Origin of the sequence: Gilliamella sp. wkB308 (genome assembly GCF_001690185.1) — a bacterium.
In the GTDB taxonomy this organism is placed as follows: domain Bacteria; phylum Pseudomonadota; class Gammaproteobacteria; order Enterobacterales; family Orbaceae; genus Gilliamella; species Gilliamella apicola_I.
This window is the reverse complement of record NZ_LZGN01000034.1, coordinates 170,823-192,650: the sequence shown is the minus strand read 5'-3', so window position 1 is coordinate 192,650 and position 21,828 is coordinate 170,823. Positions and strand designations below refer to the sequence as shown.

Here is a 21,828-nt window from a genome sequence, read left to right as displayed (position 1 = left end):
CTAAACCTTAAAAATTGTTTTAACTCGATGATTTAACTTCAACAAAACCATCTGTATTGACTCTTACTTCATAATGCGCAATTGAATAGTCGGCATCATCTATGCAATAACCATCTTTTAAACGAAAACGCTGTTTTTTTAATGGGCTTGCAACATACAAGTCATTGTCATGCTGCCCAATAATACCTCGAGATAAGACACTGGCTTGCGCAAAAGGATCGATATTACTGATTGCATAAATTTCATCAGAATCATAAGGACGGAATACCGCAACATGTTCATGACCAACAAGTGCACATACGCCTGTTTCCGGTAAAATGTCATCGAGTTGACAAACTGTTATCCATTGGCTCATATTACTGCTCTCCTAACATTGCTTGACGTTCTTCAGCTGTCGCAGGTCGATGCTGATCACGTTCTGGAATAAATTTGACATTTTCATCACGCAAATTACTGTTAATAAAGTGAGTAAATCGTTGTTGGTTTTCAGGATGTTCAACCGTTTCTTTCCACTCACACACCACCAATTTACGCAGACGAGTCATTTCACTTTCCAACTCATCATTAATACCTAACTTATTGTCGATGATTACACTACGCAAATAATCAATTCCACCTTCCAGATTTTCGAGCCATACCGAAGTGCGTTGTAATTTATCAGCAGTACGGATATAAAACATAATAAAGCGATCAAGATATTGAATTAATGTTTGTTTATCGAGATCAGCAGCAAGCAAATCAGCATGACGAGGTTTCATGCCACCATTGCCACATACGTAAAGATTCCAACCTTTTTCAGTTGCAATAACGCCAATATCTTTACCTTGTGCTTCCGCACATTCACGCGTACAACCCGACACACCTAATTTAAATTTATGTGGAGCCCGAATTCCTTTGTAACGATTTTCAAGTTCTACCCCCAGACCGACACTATCCCCAACACCAAAACGGCACCACGTACTACCAACACAGGTTTTAGCCATTCGTAAGGCTTTTGCATACGCATAACCACTCTCAAAGCCGGCATCAATTAACTCTTTCCAAATAGCGGGTAGATCATCTTTTTGCGCACCGAAAAGACCGATACGTTGAGAGCCGGTAATTTTTGAATAAAGTTGATATTTTTTAGCAATTTGCCCCACCGCAATCAAGCCTTCTGGTGTAATTTCACCTCCGGCACTACGCGGAATAACCGAATATGTTCCATTTTTTTGGATATTACCAAGAAAGATATCGTTACTGTCTTGCAACGGAACTAAATCTTGTTTGAGAATATAATCGTTCCAACATGAAGCTAATAAAGATGCGATCGTCGGTTTACACACCTCACATCCATAACCCGTACCATGTTTTTTAATCACTTCATTAAATGAAGTTAATCCTTCAACACGAATCAAATGATATAATTCTTGGCGTGAGTATTTAAAATGTTCACATAAAGCATGACTGACTTCGATACCTTGTTTAGCTAATTCAGAATTTAATAGCTGAGTTACTAATGGAATACACCCTCCACAACCGGTGCCAGCTTTGGTTTCTGCTTTGATTGCCGCTACAGTATGACAACCTGCGTGAATTGCATTAATAATTTTTGCTTTTGTCACATCAAAACATGAGCAAATTTGTGCGGTATCTGGTAAAGCTTCGACGCCCATTGTCGGTTTAGCCCCAGCATGAGCCGGTAAAATTAAAGTGTCCGGATGCTCAGGAAGATCCATCTCATTTAACATCAATTGCAATAAATTACTATAATCAGCTGTATCACCCACCAACACAGCACCTAATAATTTTTTATTATCTGACGAAACAACTAATTTTTTATAAACCGGTATATTTTCATCTAAATAGACATAACTACGACTAGCGGTTGTTTTTCCTTTAGCATCCCCTATACTACCGACATCAACGCCCATTAACTTTAATTTAGCGCTCATATCAGCACCTTCAAATTGCATTGACTCACCCATTAAGTGAGCTAAGGCAACTTGTGCCATCTTATAGCCTGGTGCAACCAAACCAAATACTTTACCTTGCCAACAAGCACACTCACCAATAGCGTAAATATCAGGATCAGATGTCTGACAATGGTTATTTACCACAATGCCACCACGTTGACCAATCTCAAGTTGACATGCTTTAGCAAGTTGATCATTCGGGCGAATACCTGTTGAAAATACGATAAAATCAACTTCCAGCGACGAACCATCAGCAAATTGCATCTTCTTACCTAACGGCGTATGAATAATTTCTTGGGTATTTTTACTGGTATGAACTCCAACGCCCATCTCTTCAATTTTTCGGCGTAACTGATCACCCCCCATGGCATCAAGTTGTTCAGCCATCAATACTGGCGCAAATTCGACGACATGCGTTTGTATTCCTAAATTTTTCAGCGCACCAGCAGCTTCAAGCCCTAACAACCCCCCACCGACAACAGCACCTGATTTACACTGTTTTGCGCATTCACGAATGGCATCAAGATCTTCAATGGTTCGGTAAACAAAACAATCTGCACCATCTGAACCTTTAATAGGTGGTACCCACGCATAAGATCCGGTAGCAATAATCAATTTATCATAGTGAACAATTCGCCCTGTGTGTGAGTGAACTTCTTTACGTTGACGATTAATTAATATTGCCCGCTCATTCAGTAATACTTGAATGTTATTTTCTTCATATAGCCCTTCACGAACTAAAGAAAGCGCTTCAGCAGTGTGGTCAGAAAAATAGGAAGAAAGGTGAACACGGTCATATGCAAGGCGAGGTTCTTCACAAAAGATGGTAATATTGAACAGATCAGACTGCATTTTATCGATAACTTCTTCAATAAAACGATGTCCAACCATCCCATTACCGATGATAACGAGATTGGTTTTACTCATAATAAAGCTCCAATTTTATTTTAATTCAATTATTTAATTTATAGCTGTGCTCCATTTTATGTTACTTTGCTCAGATTATAATTATCCTCAAGGATTACCACTTTAGTAGTAATAACGATAACTATTTTTAAAACAAAGCATTATAAAATATTTAACGTCAATTAAATTTAGGATCCCTACCCTGATGGCCTTTAACCTTTAATATCCAATCACCCTTGGTTAAATAATGTTGCTAATCAAAATTTAAATAGTATAATTAGCCGACTAAATAAATTGAGTAATGATAATTGAATTACAAGTCAAGAAAGCTTCCGTCTCGTGAAACGTTAGCACGAGCACAAAGATTTAATGATGATATTGTTGATGTTTCAGGCGTTGATCTGGTCTTAAGCTTGATCACCACGGCTGACTTAATCCGTTCAAACATTTACGCACAACTGACTAAAGATTATGATGTTTCGGAAGGTAAGTTTGCATTATTAATGTCACTCTTTTCGGAAGGTGAAACCTGTGCCAGTGATTTGGCATTACGCATAGGTGTTACTCCTGCTACCGTGTCAGTTATGGTTAAACGAATGCTAGCTGCAACTTCACCATTAATCACCATGTCCAAAAGTGGGGAAGATGGTCGCTCTCGACTAATCTCATTGACTGAAGTTGGCGAAAAATTAATTCAAAAAGCATTACCCAATCACCTAAAATCGATTCGTGCTTTTGCCGAGGTTTTAAGCTCGCAAGAACAAGAGTCTTTAATATTGATGTTACGTAAACTTTTACGAAATTAACTGACTTTAAGCTCATTTAAAGTCTATTAAATTTATCTAAATACTTAGCTGACTAATTAAATGGAAAATAAGCTATATATGAAAAAAAATATCAAAATCCCTGTTATATTTTTAATTATCCTAACAGTTGCCTCTTTTTTAATCTTTTTAGGTTCTCGAAATGATGCCGTCACCGTGGCTAAAAGTATTAAATCTGGCGTATTAACCGCAGATGAGATTAATATTGCCTTTCAAAATGTGAGCGGAAAAGTCATCAAACGATTTGTTGAAGAATCACAATTTGTAAAAAAAGGGGATCCATTAATGCAATTAGAAGATGTCGATACTAAATTAGCTATCGATCGTCTACAAGCGCAGGTTGATAGTCAAAAAGCGGCTGTTGCTCAAGAACAAGCTGCCATTGCGATCACTGAAAACGAAACAAATTTAACCGAATTATCCACTTGGCGTAAAATTGAAGAAGTAAAAGCAAATTTAGAAGCTGCTAAATCAGCTCAAAATTTAGCTCAAATGGAGTTTGATCGTCAAACCCAATTACGTAAAACAGGGGGAAACTCGCAATCACAACTTGATACCGCCCGTAATGCCTTTACGGTTGCGAAAATGCAAGTTGTTCAGATCCAAAGCCAATTATCCACCTTAATGATTGGTGCAACACCCGAACAAGTTAATCAATTTGAGCAAACTCGAAATGCAACAGGTATGACAATACAATCTGTTGCTATCGCACGACAAAAACTTCAAAACCGACAAAATCAGTTAGCTCAGCTCCAAGCACAACTTGCACAAGCTGAAGCAGACTTAAAACAGCTACATATCAATTACCAACGATTAACGTTAACGGCTCCTGAAGATGGCAAAGTATTAAAAATCATGTTCGAAGATGGTGAATTAGCCCCAACCGGCGCACCTGCGGTATTATTAGAGACCGATCGTAAATACATTGACATTTATGTAAATGAAAAAATGGTTAATGATTACCAACCGGGCACAACGGTTAAAGCCAATGTCATCGCCCTTGATAAAGAGATAAAAGGTAAAGTTCGTTTTGCAACCGCAGCGCCTTCTTTTGCGGATTTACGTATGACACGTGAACGTGGTCAAGCTGATTTAACCTCTTATCAAGTCAGAATATATATGGAACCTATTCCAAAACTTTTAACGGGTATGACAATCGAGGTTGATCAATGATGCAAAACATCATTAAATCTATGCAAGAAGAACTTGACGCAATGTTGTCAGGTCACTTCATTCCATATTATAAAGTTGCGATAGGATTAGCGGCAATTGTTGCCCTAATCTTTTCCATTGTGTTAAGTCATGGTGCCGTTTTTGAAGGTAAGATTGCGGTTATCGATCTTGATGGTTCACACTATTCAACGGAATTAATCAGTAAAGTCAATACTTCACCTTATATCGAAGTATCCGAAGTCATCCGGTCACCAGTAAATCCTATCACTTTAGTTTCGCACGATCGCAATTTAGGGGTACTTTATATCCCAAAAGGATTAGAAAAAAGTCTTAAAAAAGGTGACCAAACTGTTCGTTTAGGGTATTTTGCTGATGATACCAATGATGCACAAAATGCCAAAGTGTTACAAAGCTTAAATGAATATATTCCTGAGTTAGGGGCGGAACTTAGCGTCGGTAAAGTGTCTGCATTAGGTTTAGGACATGAAGGGACAGAAGCCACCTTATCGCCAATGCAACTTAAAACGCGATATATGTTTAATCCAGCTAGCTCTTCCACTATATCGACAATCATCTATTTTGTTTACTTCTTCTCCTCACTGACGTATGGATTAACCTCTTTAATGATTGTCGGTCGTTTAAAAGTCACTGGCATGTGGAATACAGTTTTAGAAAGAGGCTTTGTTGCACTATTAGCAAGAACAGTCCCTTATGCATTATTTTATACGACCGGATTAACATTAATAACCGCCGTATTAGTGATCTTTGGACAATTACGTTTTGATGGTAATTATTTTATTTTTATACCAAGCATTTTCATGACCGGACTTGCGTTTGGTTGGTTAGGTTTTTTACTTTCCTGGAAAACTAATAATCCCGGTGAAGGCGCAAGCAAAATGATTTTCTTAGTACCACCGGGATTTATTATGGGTGGATCAACCATGGCAGTCGGGATAATGCCACTTTGGACTTACTATGTTAGTCATGCATTTCCTTTAGTCTGGCTATTTCGATTCTTCCGAGATATCGCCATGCGAGGACGTTCACTGATTGATATGCTATCTACCTATGGCATTTTCATTATTTATTTAACTGTCATTGCGTTTGTGGTGATGATCGTTTTTGAACGAACGCAAAAATCCATTGCACATCCCCAAACCGACGTAAGCTAACTCATTAATAAAGTTATTGAAACTCTCATTGGGTTTCAATAACAACTTTCACTTTATTTAACTTTGGGCTCAACGTCATTTCTTTTTTATTGATAAAATATTCTAAATATTTTGGTCGAATTATCCAATTTGTGATCTTCATCACTTCATTAAACGAAATACTCGTTATTTTTTCGATAATTTAAGTATTTTTCATTATCCATTCAAGTTTGCTAATTAATTGAATAACAATACAATATTATTTTTAAGTTATTATTACTATCCTTACCCTTTCTTTCACTTCCTTTCAAATGAAAAGATTTTCACGTTTTTATAACCAAAATCGGTTTTGTGACTCACCTATCATTTTTCGATCCTTTGCCTGTGTTTAAATTGAATAACAGAATGAAAGCAAAACAAGTAATTATGTTATGAATGATTTAATAATGAATACGTTGCAGCGTCGAGAAAAAATTATTTATTTACTCGGTAAAGAAAATACCGTTTCAGTCAATAAATTAAGTAAGCTTTTTAAAGTTTCAACTGTCACCATTCGTAATGATCTTCGCCATTTAGAACAAAAAGGTTGTGTATTGCGTTCATATGGTGGTGCGATGCTAAATAAGGCTTTCGCTTTTGATAGACCATTACAAGATAAAAGTCGTATTAACTCTACCATTAAAAATAAGATAGCCCAAAAAGCGGCAGAAATGGTTAAAGATGGTGATCGCATTATTCTCGATTCAGGCTCAACAACGGCAGCCATGGTGCCTTATCTGCGTGAAAAACAAAATCTCATTGTTTTTACCAATGCAATTAATATTGCCTACGATTTATCAATCAATACTGATATTGAAGTCATCATTGCTGGCGGTAATATTCGAAAAAAAGCCTTTTCTATTTCGGGGCCTACCGTAGAACAACAACTCAGAATGTATCACTTTAATAAACTTTTTTTAGGTGTTGATGGCTTTGACCTTAGCGCAGGTATCACAACACCCAATTTTGGCGAAGCCTCGGTGAATCGGGTCATGTGTCAAGTTTCAGGTCAAATCATTGCGATAACGGATTCAAGTAAATTTGGACGTAAAAGCTTTTGTATGATTGAAAAAATCAATCCTATTGAAACGCTGATTACAGATTCAAACATTCCAAAAGAATATTTAACGCAATTACATACATTAGGCATTAATGTGGTTATTGCCAATCTATAAACTTTCCTCTTTTTTTATTTATATGACTTAACGAACAGGATCACAATTATGCAACAATACTTAAATTATTCGAAAGAGTGGTTAGAACGACACGGTGCAATTCATACGGCTAAAGAAATTTGTCAACAACCTCAAATTTGGCGTGATTTGCTTCAATTACTTTCCCAAAGACAACCTCAAATAGAAACCTTTCTAACCCCCTTACTGGCTGATCCGAATTTAGTTATTATTCTTACCGGCGCGGGATCTTCCGCTTTTGGCGGTGTCGCCCTTGCACCATGGCTAAGAGAACAGACTAAACGCAATGTTTATGCTTATGGCACCACTGAAATTGTTGCTGATCCATTACAATATCTATCTACCCATAAAAAAACATTAATTGTCTCGTTTGCCCGTTCCGGCAACAGCCCTGAAAGCGTAGCAACCGTAAAATTAGCCGATCAAATCGTTTCAGATTGCTATCACCTATTTTTAACCTGTAATCCCAATTGTGCATTAACCGATTATGCTCACCAAAAAAATAATGCTCAGCGTATATTGCAATTAGTGCTGCCAGAAGGAACGCATGATCTTGGGTTTGCAATGACATCGAGTATTAGTAGCATGATATTAGCCACACTGCTGCTTTTAGGCGGTATCGATACTCATCAAGCATATGATGCAGTCATGAAAATTGCCACTATTTGTGAGCACCAACTTTTAAATTGGCAAACCATCACCAAACAATTAGCCCAAAAAAATCATGAACGAGTAATCTATGTTGGTAGTAGTTGTTTCACTGGCATCGCTCAAGAAGCCGCATTAAAAATTTTAGAGCTAACAGCAGGTAAAATTGCAACCCGATTTGATTCAATATTAGGTTTACGCCACGGCCCTAAATTTATGATTAATGGTAAAAGTTTAGTGGTATGTTTCTTTTCTAACGATGCTTATATCCACCAATACGATATCGATTTATTTAATGAGTTAGAACACGACAATATCGCAACAGATGTACTTGCTTTGAGCGGTCAGCAAAGCACACATAAGCAAATATTGTCGGTTGATTGTCATCTTTCCGATTGTTGGTTGATTTTTCCTTACTTAGTTTTTGCGCAAATGTTAGCGTTTGAAAAATCGCTTAGTTTTGGATTAACGCCTGACAATCCTTGTCCTACCGGTGAAGTGAATCGAGTAGTAAAAGGTGTGACGATTTATCCATTTCATCAAATTTAAGTCATCAATCCGATTAAACCTTTAAATAAAAGGATATAAAAATATGAGTACTCCTAATATTCTTATGACACGTATTGATAACCGCTTAGTTCATGGTCAAGTTGGTGTGACTTGGGTGAATGCACTTGGCGCTAATCTTTTATTAGTTGCCAATGACAGCGCTGCGCAAGATCCGGTACAACAAAATCTGATGGATATGGTTATTGCAGAAGGAATTCAAACCCGTTATTTCACCTTACAAAAAACTATCGACATTATTGGCAAAGCCGCTGAACGTCAAAAAATCTTTATTGTTTGTAAAACACCCCAAGACGTTCTAACTCTTGTTAAAGGTGGTGTACCAATTAAATTTGTCAATGTTGGCAATATGCACTTTTCTGAAGGGAAAAAACAGATCCATAAAACGGTATCCGTTGATGACAATGATATCGCTGCTTTTAACGAGCTGGAAAAGTTAGGCGTTACTTGCGAAGTTCGCCGTGTACCAGATGAATCTGGCGAAAAAATAGCGGATTTACTCAATCTATCATCATAGCAAGAGGAGCAAATTATGTTAATGGATGCTTTATTAATAGGACTGCTAGCCGGTATTGCTGGCGTAGACTTATTTGACGGACTTACGCATTTACACAGACCAATCGTTATTGGACCGTTAGTTGGTTTGATTTTGGGTGATGTAAAAACAGGTTTATATGTGGGTGGCTCGTTGGAACTGGTCTGGATGGGCATGGTTCCACTCGCCGGCGCACAACCACCGAATGTGGTTATAGGCGGCGTGATTGGTACCAGTTTTGCAATTTTAACGCACACCGAGCCTAAAGTTGCCATTGGGATAGCGGTTCCCTTTGCCATAGCGGTACAAGGTTGTATTACTCTTTTATTTACATTCTATTCGCCAATGATGCATAAATGTGATCGCTATGTTGATCAGCTCAATTTTAAAGGTATTGAGTGGGTAAACTATCTGGGGATGATAATTCTATTTTGTTTCTATTTCATTGTCGCATTTTTACCTATCTATTTTGGTGCTGATGCAGCAACCGCATTAGTTGAAAAATCACCTAAATGGTTATTAGATGGGCTTAGTGTCGCGGGCGGAATGATGCCAGCAATTGGTTTTGCAATGCTAATGAAGATTATGATGAAGAAAACGTATGTTGCCTACTTTATCTTAGGTTTTCTGGGGGTGACCTATCTTAATTTACCTATTTTAGCAATTGCATTAGGTGCTTTAGCCATTGCAATGATTGATTTCTATAATTATAGCCGTGATAACAATGACAGTAACAAATCTGTAAGCGCAACTTCAGTGGAGGTAGAAGATGGAATTTAATGATGATCATGACAAAAAAATGGCAGATAAAGAAGAAAAACGTATGGCACAAGCACTTGCCACAAGCAAAGTCTCGACAGATACGTTTACCGACCAAAGTCAAGATGTCACACTAACTAAAGGTGATATAAACCGAATGGCGTTTCGCTCACTGGCGTTGCAAGCATCATTTAATTACGAACGTATGCAAGCTGGCGGTTGGCTTTTTACCGTATTACCTGCACTACGTAAAATTCATAAAAATAAGGATGATCTAAAAAATTCTATGCACATGCATATGGAATTTATCAATGTTCATCCTTTCGATGCGACCTTTTTATCTGGTTTAGTCTTAGCCATGGAAAAAGGAAAAGAAAACATATCGACTATCCGGGCGGTAAAAGTTGCCTTAATGGGACCATTAGGCGGAATCGGTGATGCGCTATTTTGGCTCACCTTATTACCAATCTGCGCAGGGATTGGCGCCTCATTAGCTTTAGAAGGAAGTCTGTTTGGTCCGATCATTTTCTTGTTAATGTTCAATTTAGTCCATTTCGGTCTACGTTTTGGACTTGCTCATTATGGTTATCATGCAGGTACCAGTGCGTTACCTTTATTAAAATCCCATACTAAGCGTATTTCACATGCGGCCTCCATTGTTGGTATGACTGTTATTGGTGCACTGGTTGCTTCTTATGTGCATTTTTCAACGCCGTTAGAAATTAATGCGGGTCAAGCGCATATTGCGTTACAAGCGGATGTGCTCGATAAACTAATGCCGAATTTGTTACCACTTGGATTTACATTAACTATTTATTACTTGATGAAACGTAACTTTTCACCCGTTAAATTAATTGGGTTAACGGTGATTATTGGTGTGGTGGGCAAATTAGTGGGACTTTTATAGAGGAAATTTATGTTAGGCGTAATATTAACAGGTCATGGTAGCTTTGCTACCGGACTTTTTGAAGCGGCAACACAAATCATTGGTGAACAAACACAATTTAATGCCGTTAATTTTACTGATGGCATGAGTAGCGAACAATTAGCAGAACAGTTAAATACGGCATTAAAACAGTGTGATCGTGGTCAAGGTGTGATATGTTTGACAGATATTGTTGGTGGTTCGCCTTTTCGACTAGCCGCCATGTTGAGTTATCAATATAATAATATGGAAGTGATAAGTGGGACTAATCTGCCATTATTACTTGAAATATTATTACAGCGAGAGGATCTGGACTTAGCAACAATTCGTCAAGAAACCATTGAAAATGGGCAAAGAGCGATAACGAGCTTATGGCACGAGCACCAAAAAAAATCACCTAAAAATGAGGAGTGTTCTGATGGAATTTAAGCAAATCCACGCCAAACAAGTGTTAACACCGGTTGGCTGGCTTGATAATGTCATTGTCACCATTCAAAACGGAATCATCACGGATATCATACCAAGTGATAAACCGTGTCCTAATCAAATCAAACTATTACCGGCACTGATTGATACGCACATTCATGGTGTCATGGGCGCCGATACTATGGATGCAACCCATGAATCACTCAATACCATGAGCAATTTTTTAGCCCAACATGGAGTAGGTGCTTTTTTGGCAACGACGGTGACAGAAAGCCATGACAAAATCGAAGCCGCACTACGACAAGTAAAGAACAGCATCCAGCAAGGCGTAACAGGCGCAACCTTGTTAGGTTCTTATCTGGAAGGCCCTTTTTTTAATGCTATTCATAAAGGTGCCCACCCAGAAGAATTACTGCAAGCTCCCGATCGCACTCTAATTGAAAAATGGCTAGCCTTAGCCGAAGGAACGTTAAAGTGTATCGCTTTAGCACCCGAGTATCCGAATGCTTTAGCCATTATCAAATGGTTACGTCATCAAAATATTCGGGTCATGATTGGGCATACCAATGCAGATTATCAAACAACAAAAGCCGCGCTTTTAGCAGGCGCAAGTGGCGTAGTGCATTGCTATAATGGCATGTCTGGATTACATCATCGTAATCCTGGTGTAGTTGGCGCAGCACTTAGCGTAGATCATTGCCAAACCGAAATCATTGTTGATGGTCACCATGTACATCCTGCTGCGGTTGCGATTGCTCATCAGTGTTGTGGAGAAAATTTACTGTTGATCACCGATGCCATGCGCGCAACGGGTATGCCTAATGGTGACTATTATCTAGGTCAATTGCAAGTGCATATGAAAGATAATGTCGTTCGAACCGATGATGGAAGTTTGGCAGGTAGCACATTAACCCTTGATTGTGCAGTTAATAATTTGGCAAGCTTTACCAGTATTTCTTTTGATAAGGCTTGGCTACATGGTAGTTATTACCCAGCCAAAGCATTAGGTATAGACAACACTTTGGGTAGCATTGCGCCAGATAAAATCGCTAATTTGGTTGTTCTTAACGAACAAAATCAATTGATTGCAACTTTAGTCAAGGGCAATATCGTTTATCAATCTAATCAATTCAACGAACAATATATCACTCACTCAAAACAAGTTTAATAAATATGGAAAATGCCTGAATAATAACTCATCATTAATAGCGGTTGAGTTTTTATTTAAGCAAATTAGGAGATCAAATGAAAAAGATAATATTAAAGGGATTCGTAGCGTTAACAGCTATTTTATCTTTCAATGTACCGGCTACAGAAACAGAGAACGATTATACATTAGAACAAGTTGTTGTTTTTAGTCGCCATGGTTTGCGAGCACCGTTAGCTAGCCCTAATAGTACGTTGGGTAAAGTCACGCCCAATCAATGGCCGCAATGGGATACGCCAGCAAGTTATTTAACGACTCATGGTGGGGCATTAGAAAGCTATTTTGGTCACTATTTCAGTCAATGGTTAGTCGATAACAAATTATTAAACGAGGATCGTTGTCCAAACGACGATGACGTTTATATTTATACCAATAGTTTGCAACGTACAATTGCCACCGGACAGTTTTTTGCGGTAGGTGCTTTTCCAGGTTGTCTTGTGCCGATTATCCATAAAGAAAAACTTGGCACCATGGATCCGCTATTTTTTCCTGTCATTGATGATAATAGTTCAGCCTTTAAACAGGCGGCAATCAATTCAATTAACCAAACTGCCGATACCAAAGGTATTGAAGGGCTGAATGAAAAACTGGGTAAAGCGTATCAAAACTTGTCAACTATCCTAAATTACCCTAATTCAACCAATTGTATTACACATAAACAGTGTGATTTTGCGCATTTACCCACCGAGCTTATTATTGAAAAAGGCAAAGAACCTGGCATAACAGGCGCTCTTCGTACCGGAACTTCTATTGCTGATGCATTTATCTTACAATATTATGAAGGATCGCCTTTACATGATATTGCTTGGGGGCAGATAAAGGATAAACAACAATTCGAACAGTTAGTTGCGATCAAAGAGCATTACAATAGCGTTTTATTTGGATCGCCCGTTGTGGCAAAACAGGTGTCAGCAAAATTAGTTGATTATATCAATCACACTTTTTCAGAGAATGAAGCACATCCTAAATTTACGCTGTTAGTGGGACATGATTCAAATGTTGCCTCCCTCCTTTCAACAATTAAAATTAAGCATTACACGTTACCAGAGCAGTTTGAAACCACACCTATTGGTGGAAAAATTGTCTTTCAAAAATGGCGTAATAATCACAATGGCAAAGCATTGATGAAAATTGAATATTTTTATCAATCCACCGATCAGATCCGTGACTTAGTACAATTAAACCGTCAAAACCCACCGCATAAAGTCGTATTAGAAATGGAAAATTGTCCTATTAATGCTAATGGATTTTGTTCATTTTCAACGTTCAAACAAGTACTGAATCATCTCACCCAATAGCATTAATTTTATCGATGGTGTGCTTAAAAAGTCACTTAAGCACACGATATCAAATCCTAACGATATATTTTGATGTTAACCGTGAGTCACTCAATGCGTAAAAATAAAATGAGTTTACGATTATAACTATGAAAATCACTTTTAGTAACAATAAATCCCTCCGTTATTAACTGACAGTAAGTGAATGCCAGTGTCATAAATTAACGCTCATTTCAAGTTAATTCACCATACTTGTCTATTATAATTTTCCTGCACTTCCACAATTTTGCCATCGCTAATTTGCTGGTTGCATATTATGTCTTGGATCATCACCCTTATTGCCTTTCTTCATTTTTTTAATAATACTTTCGAAATCAAAAGCAAATAGCAATTATTATTTTGTGATCGAAATCTATGTTTTAAGTAAAATTTGAAATTGATTATGATAATTTTTATGATTTGGCATAATATAGTTCATGATCTTCATCACAAAAGCGCGTTCTCGATATTGAAAATATCATTAAAATACTCAGAATGTTATTGATAAAAAACGGATAGGTTAGAGGTCATTGTGTCACAAAAAACTCAACAGGTGTTTGTATTAATGGGAGTATCAGGAAGTGGCAAATCAGCTGTTGCCAAACATGTGGCTTATGATTTTGATGCTGCTTTTTTAGATGGTGATTTTTTACATCCTAAAGCCAATATTTTAAAAATGCGCAGTGGTATGCCCCTAAATGATGAAGACAGAATGCCGTGGCTTCGTTTAATTAGTGATGCAGTATTTGCCATGAGTAATGTTAATCCTATTTCAATTATTATCTGCTCAGCGTTAAAAAAACAATACCGAGATGTTATTCGAGGCGAAAATAAGAATATTCATTTTATTTATTTAAAAGGCGGGTTTGAGGTCATTGCAAACCGTTTAGCTGAACGTCAAGGTCATTATCAAAAATCGGGAATGTTACAATCCCAATTTGATACCTTAGAAGAACCATCACAAGATGAAAAAGATGTTTATACCGTTAATATCGAACAACCTTTGGCCAAGGTAGTCAGTGATACCGAATGTATCATACAGAAAATCTGTAACAGCTAAACAACACTCAAAGCAATGATTGTCAATCATTTGACAATGTACCAGCAACTATTCTGCCGATTATATCGGCAGAATAATCGAGATAATTTAAAATTATTTTTTAACAAAATTATCCACTAATAAATTTACAACATCGCCCATTTTGCCGCTCAATGATGCTTTGACACTATATAGCGCCATTCCCATCACTTGCGATGCTTGAATTTCCGGTGGCATAACCAGCTCATTAGCACTTGTTTTGACATCTAATAAGGCAGGTCCAGAATGAGCTAAAAATGATTGCATCGCTGCTTCAAGTAAATCTGAATCTTCGACTCTGATCGAAAACAGCCCCATTGCACTAGCTACTTTAGCAAAGTCTGGATTATGTAAATCGGTATAATGATCCACAATTCCTTCTACTTTTTGCTCTAATTCGACAAAGTTGAGAGAGCTGTTATTTAATACAATAATTTTTATCGGTAACTGTTCTTGAATAGTCGTCAGTAAATCCCCTAATAGCATACTAATACCACCATCACCCGATAACGTTATCACTTGTCGGTTAGGAAAAGCTTTTTGTACGCCTAAAGCTTGTGGCATAGCATTAGCCATAGTTCCATGTTTTAAACTAATGACTGTGCGTCTTTTTCCATTAGTATTAAAGTGTCGACAAGCCCAAACCATTGCTGAACCCACATCAGCACAAAGAACGGCATCATCATTAGCATATTTATCAACTAATTCCGTTAAATATTGCGGATGAATCATTGATTTTGAAGGCATGGCTTTTTTGTTTAATTTATCCATTGCTTTCACATATAATTGGCGACATTTTTCTAAAAATGCAGCATCATGTTTTTCTTCAACTAAAGGGATTAATGCCACCAAAGTAGGTTGACTACTCCCGACAACACCCACACTCACTGGATGACGTCGACCAAGGTGAGTTGCATCGATATCAACTTGAATAATGGTGGCATCATTTGGATAGAATTGAGACCATGCAAAATCAGCGCCTAACATTAGCAGCACATCACACTCTTTAATGGCGGTTAATCCTGACTCAACGCCAAACATGCCCGTCATACCAACATTGTAAGGGTTATTGTATTCGACAAAATCCTTACCTCTTGATGTATGCACAATTGGGGATTTCAATTTTTCGGCAAGTGCGATTAATTCATCATGAGCGCCATTTGCACCTTGTCCGGCAAAAATAGCCACTTTTTGATTTTTATTTAAGATTTCTGCAATTTGGGCAAGCTCTGTATCAGATGGGCGAATGATCGGATTAGGATGATAAATTTTATGCCCACTTTTATCTTCCACTTTTTCTAAACTAATATTATAAGGGATAACCAGAACAGCAACGCCACGTTGATTTATTGCAGCTTGAACGGCAGCCGTCGTAATCTGTCTTGCTTGAGTAGGATCGTTAATTTGACGGCAAAAGACAGAACAATTTTTATAAACAGACTCAAAATCAACTTCTTGCGGGAAATCTGTTCCTTGTTGTGAGGTAACCAGTTGACTGGCTAAGAGAATAACAGGTGCTTTATTGCGCTGAGCTTCATAAATACCATTGATAAAATGTAAGCTTCCTGGCCCACAAGAACCTGCACATGCAGTTAGCTGATTAGTCAGATAAGCCTCGGCTCCTGCTGCAAAAGCCCCAACTTCTTCGTGTCGAACATGCACCCACTCAATGTCACTTTTTTTAATGGCACTAGTAATGTAATTGAGTGTATCACCCACAATTCCATAACAGTGTTTAACACCGGCTTCCTCTAACACTTCGATAATAATTTGTGCAACTGATTTTTTTAATGACATACTGTCTCCTAGACACAATTAACAGATTAAATAATCTAAGTTAACTAAATTACACCTAAGTTTTAATAAAGCGAATAGGTTATGAAAAAAAAAGCAAAAAATGTTAAAAATGTAATATTCGTTAATTTTTTTGAGAATAAACTTTTTTGGAAAATATTCCCTATTACAATAAATCAAGGTATTATGGTTAAAATCCAATCGTTCTCATAGAGTGACTTTTTGTGGAAAATTTGTCATCCGGGCAAAATTTATTAATCTCTTTAACTGCATTTTTGCCTCATTACTTTATCGAATATTATCCGCTTATTACTGTTTGTTTATTGCTATTGATTGCAATTTTAATGTTTTCATTCAGCAAATTAAGAATGGATATTATTGCATTGCTAACCATTACAGCTATATCAGTCACGGGTATTTTAACGCCTGCTGAAGCGTTTTCGGGGTTTAGTGATCCTAATATCATTTTAATTGCGTTATTGTTTATCATTGGTGAAAGTTTAGTCCGTACTGGCATTTCGTTTAAAATGAGCGAATATATTCTTAAAGTATCCGGAAAAAATGATGTTCGAATTATTACCTGTATTATGCTCGGTGTGGCGTTACTGGGTTCAATAATGAGTTCCACAGGCGTTGTCGCTATCTTTATTCCTGTTGCCATCAGTATTGCCAATCATACGGGTATTCATGTAAAAAAATTAATGATGCCACTGTGTATTGCCGCTTTAATTAGTGGCATGATGACATTAGTTGCAACCGCACCAAATTTGGTGGTTAATAGTGAATTAAATCGAGCAAATTTAACCGAATTCGGCTTTTTCTCTATTACCCCAATTGGCTTAGGCGTGCTTGTTGTTGGTGTCATTTATTGTATATTAACGCGCAATTGGTTATTAACAGCTCAACAAGTTTCTCCGACAAATACCCAGCCACAAAGAAGAAAAATCACGGATTTAATCAGAGATTATAAATTAATTGGTCGGGCACATCGTGCACAAATATTACCGGGATCGCCTTTTGTTGGTCGTACTATTGACGGCCTACATTTACGAAGTGAACACGGTGTCAATGTTATTGGTATTGAACGTTGGCGCAAATTTCAAAAAGTGTTAATCCCCGTTAATGGGGCAACAGAATTTCGGGAAAACGATATTTTATTATTAGATATGTCCCACTCCGAAGCCGATTATCGAACATTCTTATCGACCAATAATCTTGAACCTAAAGTTTTACGGGGTGAATATTTTTCGGAACAAGTGAAAGAAGTTGGCATGGCAGAAGTGGCGCTATTACCTGAATCGTCACTTTGTGGCAAAACGCTCAATGAAATCGATTTTAGAGAAAAATACTTTTTAACCGTGATTGGAATTTGGCGTAATCATGCCCCTGTTGATACCAATAACTTATTCCAAGAACGTTTAGAAATGAGTGATACTTTACTGGTATGTGGGGATTGGGGATCGATACAAAAATTACAAACTCGTACCAATGATTTTGTTGTTTTAGATTATCCGTCGGATATTGATGATGTTGCTCCTGCAAGTTCTCAAGCGTTTGCAGCATTAATTAATTTGGCTATTATGATTATATTGATGGTAACGGGACTTGTTCCTAATGTCGTGGCTGCCCTTATAGCTTGTCTTTTAATGGGAGCAACACGCTGCATCGACATGAATAGTGCTTATAAATCGATACACTGGCCAACACTCATTTTGATCATCGGTATGATGCCGTTTGCTTTAGCACTGAATAAAACCGGCGGCATTTCGCTCATATCGGCATGGTTAGAAGTGCATTTACGTTCTTTCAGTCCGTATATGGTGCTAACCTTCATTTTCTTATTATGTTCAACTGTTGGTCTCTTTATTTCTAATACGGCTACAGCAATACTCATTGCCCCTATTGCAATTGATCTGGCAATAAAATTTGGTTATTCACCTTATCCGTTTGCAATGACTGTCGCTATTGCGACCTCCGCTTCTTTTATCACGCCGGTCTCTTCGCCGGTAAAAACCATGGTCGTTGCGCCAGGTGGTTACAGCTTTAGTGACTTTGTAAAAGTCGGTGTACCTTTAACCTTTCTCGTTATGGCGGTGAATATTGCATTAGTACCTATATTTTTTCCTTTTTAATTATTAATTCCTCATCAGTTTGATAAAACCAACATATCGATTCTTTTTGATTAAAGATTCTTAATGAAAATTAAGTTATAATTATCCGAGTTTTTTGATGATGGATTATAGACATATGCCACAAACAGCCAAGCCATTAAATATTATTTTTGCTGGTACTCCCGACTTTGCAGCAACCCATTTAAAAGCATTAATTGATGCTAAACATAATGTCATTGCAGTTTTTACTCAGCCCGACCGCCCTGCCGGACGTGGTAATAAGTTAACCGCAAGTCCTGTTAAACAATTAGCGATTGAAAATCATCTCCCTGTTTATCAACCGGCAACGCTCAAAACAGAAGAAAACCAAAAAATCATTGCGGAGCTAAATGCAGACATTATGATTGTGGTGGCATATGGTCTTATTTTACCTCAAGCTGTGCTTGATATGCCTAAACTAGGTTGTTTAAATGTGCATGGTTCATTATTACCAAGATGGCGTGGCGCAGCTCCTATTCAACGCGCTTGTTGGGCTGGTGATACTTTAACCGGTATCACAATTATGCAAATGGATGCCGGGCTTGATACGGGTGATATGTTATATAAACTCAGCTGTCCAATTGAACCTTCTGATACAAGTGCAACGTTATATAACAAATTAGCACAATTAGGTCCACAAGGACTACTTGATACTTTAACACTCATTGCTGAAGGGAAAATCCAACCTGAAAAACAGGATCCATCACAGGTCACTTATGCTGAAAAATTATCTAAACAAGAAGCTAAACTTGATTGGAATTTATCGGCACAGCAACTTGAACGTTGTGTTCGCGCCTTTAATCCTTGGCCTGTTAGTTATTTTGAAGTTAATGGCGAACCAGTGAAAGTATGGCAAGCCGAAGTGGTATCCACTCCCCACAATCAACCAGTCGGTACTATTTTACAAGCAGACAAAAAAGGGATATGCATTGCAACAAGCGATGGTGCATTAAATATGACACTGTTACAACCTGCCGGTAAAAAACCGATGTCAGCTCAAGATTTATTAAACTCTCGCAAAGCTTGGTTTGTTGTTGGTGAAAAACTAAATACCAACTAATTAATTTAAAAAATTACAGGATGCATCATCCTGTAATGATTACCTTTTTTTAGCTAGCAAAGTGGCAAATCTCAATTTAATTCGATTACCCTGACTATCGGTTTTATGTAATTCTCCAACATTTTCGTTATATTTCAGTATTTCCCAATCCTGATAATATTCCCGCAATTCATTTTCTTTAAACGTAAATGAAAAACCAACAGAACAAGGATAATCAGAAGTAGACATAGCGCTTACAATAAGATTATAACCACCCGATTTAGTCAATTTTTGCATATTATCAATAATTTCAGGGATTCTTTCAGGTTGTAAAAACATCATGACAACCGTTGAAAGAACAAAGTCATACTTACCTTCTAAATTTGCTTGATTGATATCATATACCTTTGCATTGATGTGCTTTAGATTTTCATCATTGATGATTTGATTTAAATTACCGATACTTAATTCAGATTTATCAACTGCATTCACATCAAAACCAAGTAGCTGTAAATAGAGCGAATTACGTCCCGAACCACAGCCTAAATCCAATACTTTTCCTGATGGGATAATTTTGCTTGCCGCTAACACTTCAGAATGTGTTTTGGTCATTTGATACTTTTTAAAAGTATAGTCTTCTGGTAAACAGTAAAATGATAGTTGGCATTGTAAATCTTCAGATACCTGAGCAATACGATGCCATTGCTGAGGCAAAATAAAAGGAGGCTGATGAGAAGCATCAAAATGATGTTGCGATTGTATTTCCCCTTGTTCAGTCAATATCTCAAAATCGATACTGCCCACTAGGATATTGAGCTTAGCCCAAGTGCCAACTTGCGTATTATGTTTTTCACAAAATGATTGAGGTAATGATTTAGCATTCCAAACAGGTAATGTTTTATAACAAATTAGGTTTTTCAAAATTTTATCACGAGTTAAATAAATTAATAGTTGACTATTATAGTCAATTATTGATGATATAAACAACGTTTTGTTGGTAACTCATCAACCAAAACAAAATCATTAAAAGTAAATTTATAGTAGCGAAGTTGACTTTATCAACATATAATCTTCACCATCCTAGACTGTATAGTAAAATAATAGAGGAAAACTTTATGGGATTTTTAACAGGTAAACGCATACTCGTTACCGGTGTTGCAAGTAATCGTTCTATTGCTTATGGTATTGCACAAGCAATGCATCGTGAGGGTGCAGAATTAGCATTCACTTATCAAAGTGATAAATTAAAAGCACGCGTTGAAGAATTTGCGGCTGACTTTGGTTCTAAAATCGTGTTACCTTGTGATGTTGCTCACGATGATAGTATTACTAACCTATTTACAGAACTAGCAAAAACATGGGATAAATTTGACGGTTTTGTCCATGCGATTGCTTTTGCGCCTGGCGATCAATTAGACGGTGACTATGTTAATGCTGTCACTCGTGAAGGCTTTGCTATCGCTCATGACATTAGTTCTTATAGCTTTGTTGCGATGGCTAAAGCATGTCGTTCGATGTTGAATCCAAATTCAGCGTTAGTGACCCTTTCTTATCTTGGTGCTGAACGAGCGATCCCTAACTATAATGTAATGGGTCTTGCTAAAGCGTCTTTAGAAGCAAACGTACGTTATATGGCAAATGCTATGGGGCCAGAAGGAATTCGTGTAAATGCTATTTCTGCAGGTCCAATTCGTACTCTTGCTGCATCAGGCATTAAAGATTTCAAAAAAATGCTATCACACTGTGAATCGGTTACGCCAATTCGTCGTACAGTTACAATTGAAGACGTGGGTAATTCAGCGGCATTTTTATGTTCAAACTTAGCATCAGGCATTACGGGTGAAGTTGTGCATGTTGACGGTGGATTTAGCATTGCTGCAATGAACGAGTTAGAACTTAAATAACACACGTATTATTTAAAAATAAAAAAAGGGCATCAATATTGATATTGATGCCTTTTTTATTCGTCTATTTTCTAAATTTTTAGGATTAAAAAGGGCAATTATTAAATTAATTTGATTTCATCCTTTGATTTTTTGAATCTATTCAGATATATCGTAAGTTCCACACCTTTCTTGTAAGAATTCATTATCGACTGTTTTTATTTTTCACACTTACAATATGCATACATCATATTGACCAA

At 37.3% G+C, this 21,828-nt stretch carries 19 protein-coding genes; 15 read left to right on the top strand and 4 right to left on the bottom strand.

Annotated elements, in window-relative coordinates:
* Nucleotides 1-19: 19 nt before the first annotated feature.
* A complete protein-coding gene (gene nirD, locus A9G10_RS05595; RefSeq protein ID WP_065558611.1) occupies nucleotides 20-355 on the bottom strand; it encodes a nitrite reductase small subunit NirD in 336 nt (111 codons plus the stop codon).
* A gap of 1 nt (nucleotide 356) precedes the next feature.
* Nucleotides 357-2,882, bottom strand: a complete 2,526-nt coding sequence (nirB, locus tag A9G10_RS05590; protein WP_065558610.1) for a nitrite reductase large subunit NirB — start codon at nucleotides 2,880-2,882, stop codon at nucleotides 357-359.
* A 287-nt stretch (nucleotides 2,883-3,169) separates the two neighbouring features.
* Here nirB and A9G10_RS05585 point away from each other — a divergent pair, with 287 nt between their 5' ends.
* The 12 genes from A9G10_RS05585 (at nucleotide 3,170) to A9G10_RS05530 (ending at nucleotide 14,684) form a co-directional block, all read left to right on the top strand.
* Complete coding sequence (locus A9G10_RS05585; protein ID WP_065558609.1) at nucleotides 3,170-3,667, top strand: MarR family winged helix-turn-helix transcriptional regulator; 498 nt, start codon at nucleotides 3,170-3,172, stop codon at nucleotides 3,665-3,667.
* A 78-nt stretch (nucleotides 3,668-3,745) separates the two neighbouring features.
* Nucleotides 3,746-4,858, top strand: a complete 1,113-nt coding sequence (locus tag A9G10_RS05580; protein ID WP_179855814.1) for an HlyD family secretion protein — start codon at nucleotides 3,746-3,748, stop codon at nucleotides 4,856-4,858.
* A complete protein-coding gene (locus tag A9G10_RS05575) occupies nucleotides 4,855-6,030 on the top strand; it encodes an ABC transporter permease (RefSeq protein ID WP_218837344.1) in 1,176 nt (391 codons plus the stop codon). The genes A9G10_RS05580 and A9G10_RS05575 overlap by 4 nt, the downstream gene beginning before the upstream one ends.
* A 410-nt stretch (nucleotides 6,031-6,440) precedes the next feature.
* Nucleotides 6,441-7,223 carry a transcriptional repressor AgaR gene (gene agaR / locus A9G10_RS05570; protein ID WP_065558608.1) on the top strand — a complete coding sequence of 261 codons (783 nt, stop codon included), beginning with the start codon at nucleotides 6,441-6,443 and terminating at the stop codon, nucleotides 7,221-7,223.
* Between the two features lie 48 nt (nucleotides 7,224-7,271).
* Nucleotides 7,272-8,438 (top strand): SIS domain-containing protein, encoded by a 1,167-nt coding sequence (locus tag A9G10_RS05565; protein WP_065558607.1) that lies wholly within the window; start codon nucleotides 7,272-7,274, stop codon nucleotides 8,436-8,438.
* Between the two features lie 43 nt (nucleotides 8,439-8,481).
* Nucleotides 8,482-8,973, top strand: coding sequence for a PTS N-acetylgalactosamine transporter subunit IIB (gene agaV, locus A9G10_RS05560; protein ID WP_065558606.1), 492 nt, complete (start codon nucleotides 8,482-8,484; stop codon nucleotides 8,971-8,973).
* 15 nt (nucleotides 8,974-8,988) lie between these two features.
* Entirely contained in the window at nucleotides 8,989-9,771 is a 783-nt protein-coding gene (agaW, locus tag A9G10_RS05555; RefSeq protein WP_065558605.1) for a PTS N-acetylgalactosamine transporter subunit IIC, read from the top strand.
* Nucleotides 9,761-10,657 carry a PTS system mannose/fructose/sorbose family transporter subunit IID gene (locus A9G10_RS05550; protein ID WP_065558604.1) on the top strand — a complete coding sequence of 299 codons (897 nt, stop codon included), beginning with the start codon at nucleotides 9,761-9,763 and terminating at the stop codon, nucleotides 10,655-10,657. Before agaW ends, A9G10_RS05550 begins: the two co-directional genes overlap by 11 nt.
* 9 nt (nucleotides 10,658-10,666) lie before the next feature.
* A complete protein-coding gene (gene agaF, locus A9G10_RS05545; protein WP_065558603.1) occupies nucleotides 10,667-11,104 on the top strand; it encodes a PTS galactosamine/N-acetylgalactosamine transporter subunit IIA in 438 nt (145 codons plus the stop codon).
* Nucleotides 11,094-12,269, top strand: coding sequence for an N-acetylglucosamine-6-phosphate deacetylase (gene nagA / locus A9G10_RS05540; protein ID WP_065558602.1), 1,176 nt, complete (start codon nucleotides 11,094-11,096; stop codon nucleotides 12,267-12,269). The genes agaF and nagA overlap by 11 nt, the downstream gene beginning before the upstream one ends.
* Nucleotides 12,270-12,346: 77 nt before the next feature.
* Complete coding sequence (gene agp / locus A9G10_RS05535; protein ID WP_065558601.1) at nucleotides 12,347-13,606, top strand: bifunctional glucose-1-phosphatase/inositol phosphatase; 1,260 nt, start codon at nucleotides 12,347-12,349, stop codon at nucleotides 13,604-13,606.
* A gap of 583 nt (nucleotides 13,607-14,189) precedes the next feature.
* On the top strand, nucleotides 14,190-14,684 hold the full coding sequence (locus tag A9G10_RS05530) for a gluconokinase, GntK/IdnK-type (RefSeq protein ID WP_065558600.1): 495 nt from the start codon (nucleotides 14,190-14,192) through the stop codon (nucleotides 14,682-14,684).
* Nucleotides 14,685-14,777: 93 nt separating this feature from the next.
* Here the strand turns inward: A9G10_RS05530 and A9G10_RS05525 are convergent, their stop codons facing one another.
* Nucleotides 14,778-16,499: a thiamine pyrophosphate-dependent enzyme gene (locus A9G10_RS05525; RefSeq protein WP_065558599.1), complete on the bottom strand. Its 1,722-nt coding sequence runs from the start codon at nucleotides 16,497-16,499 to the stop codon at nucleotides 14,778-14,780.
* Between the two features lie 287 nt (nucleotides 16,500-16,786).
* Here A9G10_RS05525 and A9G10_RS05520 point away from each other — a divergent pair, with 287 nt between their 5' ends.
* Together A9G10_RS05520 and fmt are read left to right on the top strand one after the other, a co-directional pair.
* The gene (locus A9G10_RS05520; protein ID WP_442903217.1) at nucleotides 16,787-18,628 is read left to right on the top strand and encodes an SLC13 family permease; all 1,842 of its coding nucleotides are present in this window, start codon (nucleotides 16,787-16,789) and stop codon (nucleotides 18,626-18,628) included.
* A gap of 115 nt (nucleotides 18,629-18,743) precedes the next feature.
* Nucleotides 18,744-19,706 (top strand): methionyl-tRNA formyltransferase, encoded by a 963-nt coding sequence (gene fmt / locus A9G10_RS05515; protein WP_065558598.1) that lies wholly within the window; start codon nucleotides 18,744-18,746, stop codon nucleotides 19,704-19,706.
* Between the two features lie 39 nt (nucleotides 19,707-19,745).
* On the opposite strand, the gene tehB is transcribed toward fmt, so the two are convergent.
* Nucleotides 19,746-20,606, bottom strand: a complete 861-nt coding sequence (tehB, locus tag A9G10_RS05510) for an SAM-dependent methyltransferase TehB (RefSeq protein ID WP_065558692.1) — start codon at nucleotides 20,604-20,606, stop codon at nucleotides 19,746-19,748.
* 194 nt (nucleotides 20,607-20,800) lie between these two features.
* Here tehB and fabI point away from each other — a divergent pair, with 194 nt between their 5' ends.
* On the top strand, nucleotides 20,801-21,589 hold the full coding sequence (gene fabI, locus A9G10_RS05505) for an enoyl-ACP reductase FabI (protein ID WP_065558597.1): 789 nt from the start codon (nucleotides 20,801-20,803) through the stop codon (nucleotides 21,587-21,589).
* Nucleotides 21,590-21,828: the final 239 nt, after the last annotated feature.

Bases quoted from the DNA above. Each gene is read 5' to 3' on its own strand.
- A9G10_RS05565 (WP_065558607.1), top strand. From the start codon at position 7,272: ATGCAACAATACTTAAATTATTCGAAAGAGTGGTTAGAACGACACGGT.
- A9G10_RS05525 (WP_065558599.1), bottom strand. From the start codon at position 16,499: ATGTCATTAAAAAAATCAGTTGCACAAATTATTATCGAAGTGTTAGAG.
- nagA (WP_065558602.1), top strand. From the start codon at position 11,094: ATGGAATTTAAGCAAATCCACGCCAAACAAGTGTTAACACCGGTTGGC.
- agaR (WP_065558608.1), top strand. From the start codon at position 6,441: ATGAATGATTTAATAATGAATACGTTGCAGCGTCGAGAAAAAATTATT.
- nirD (WP_065558611.1), bottom strand. From the start codon at position 355: ATGAGCCAATGGATAACAGTTTGTCAACTCGATGACATTTTACCGGAA.
- agaV (WP_065558606.1), top strand. From the start codon at position 8,482: ATGAGTACTCCTAATATTCTTATGACACGTATTGATAACCGCTTAGTT.
- A9G10_RS05530 (WP_065558600.1), top strand. From the start codon at position 14,190: ATGGGAGTATCAGGAAGTGGCAAATCAGCTGTTGCCAAACATGTGGCT.
- agaF (WP_065558603.1), top strand. From the start codon at position 10,667: ATGTTAGGCGTAATATTAACAGGTCATGGTAGCTTTGCTACCGGACTT.
- fabI (WP_065558597.1), top strand. From the start codon at position 20,801: ATGGGATTTTTAACAGGTAAACGCATACTCGTTACCGGTGTTGCAAGT.
- A9G10_RS05550 (WP_065558604.1), top strand. From the start codon at position 9,761: ATGGAATTTAATGATGATCATGACAAAAAAATGGCAGATAAAGAAGAA.
- A9G10_RS05575 (WP_218837344.1), top strand. From the start codon at position 4,855: ATGATGCAAAACATCATTAAATCTATGCAAGAAGAACTTGACGCAATG.
- A9G10_RS05580 (WP_179855814.1), top strand. From the start codon at position 3,746: ATGAAAAAAAATATCAAAATCCCTGTTATATTTTTAATTATCCTAACA.
- agaW (WP_065558605.1), top strand. From the start codon at position 8,989: ATGTTAATGGATGCTTTATTAATAGGACTGCTAGCCGGTATTGCTGGC.
- agp (WP_065558601.1), top strand. From the start codon at position 12,347: ATGAAAAAGATAATATTAAAGGGATTCGTAGCGTTAACAGCTATTTTA.
- fmt (WP_065558598.1), top strand. From the start codon at position 18,744: ATGCCACAAACAGCCAAGCCATTAAATATTATTTTTGCTGGTACTCCC.
- nirB (WP_065558610.1), bottom strand. From the start codon at position 2,882: ATGAGTAAAACCAATCTCGTTATCATCGGTAATGGGATGGTTGGACAT.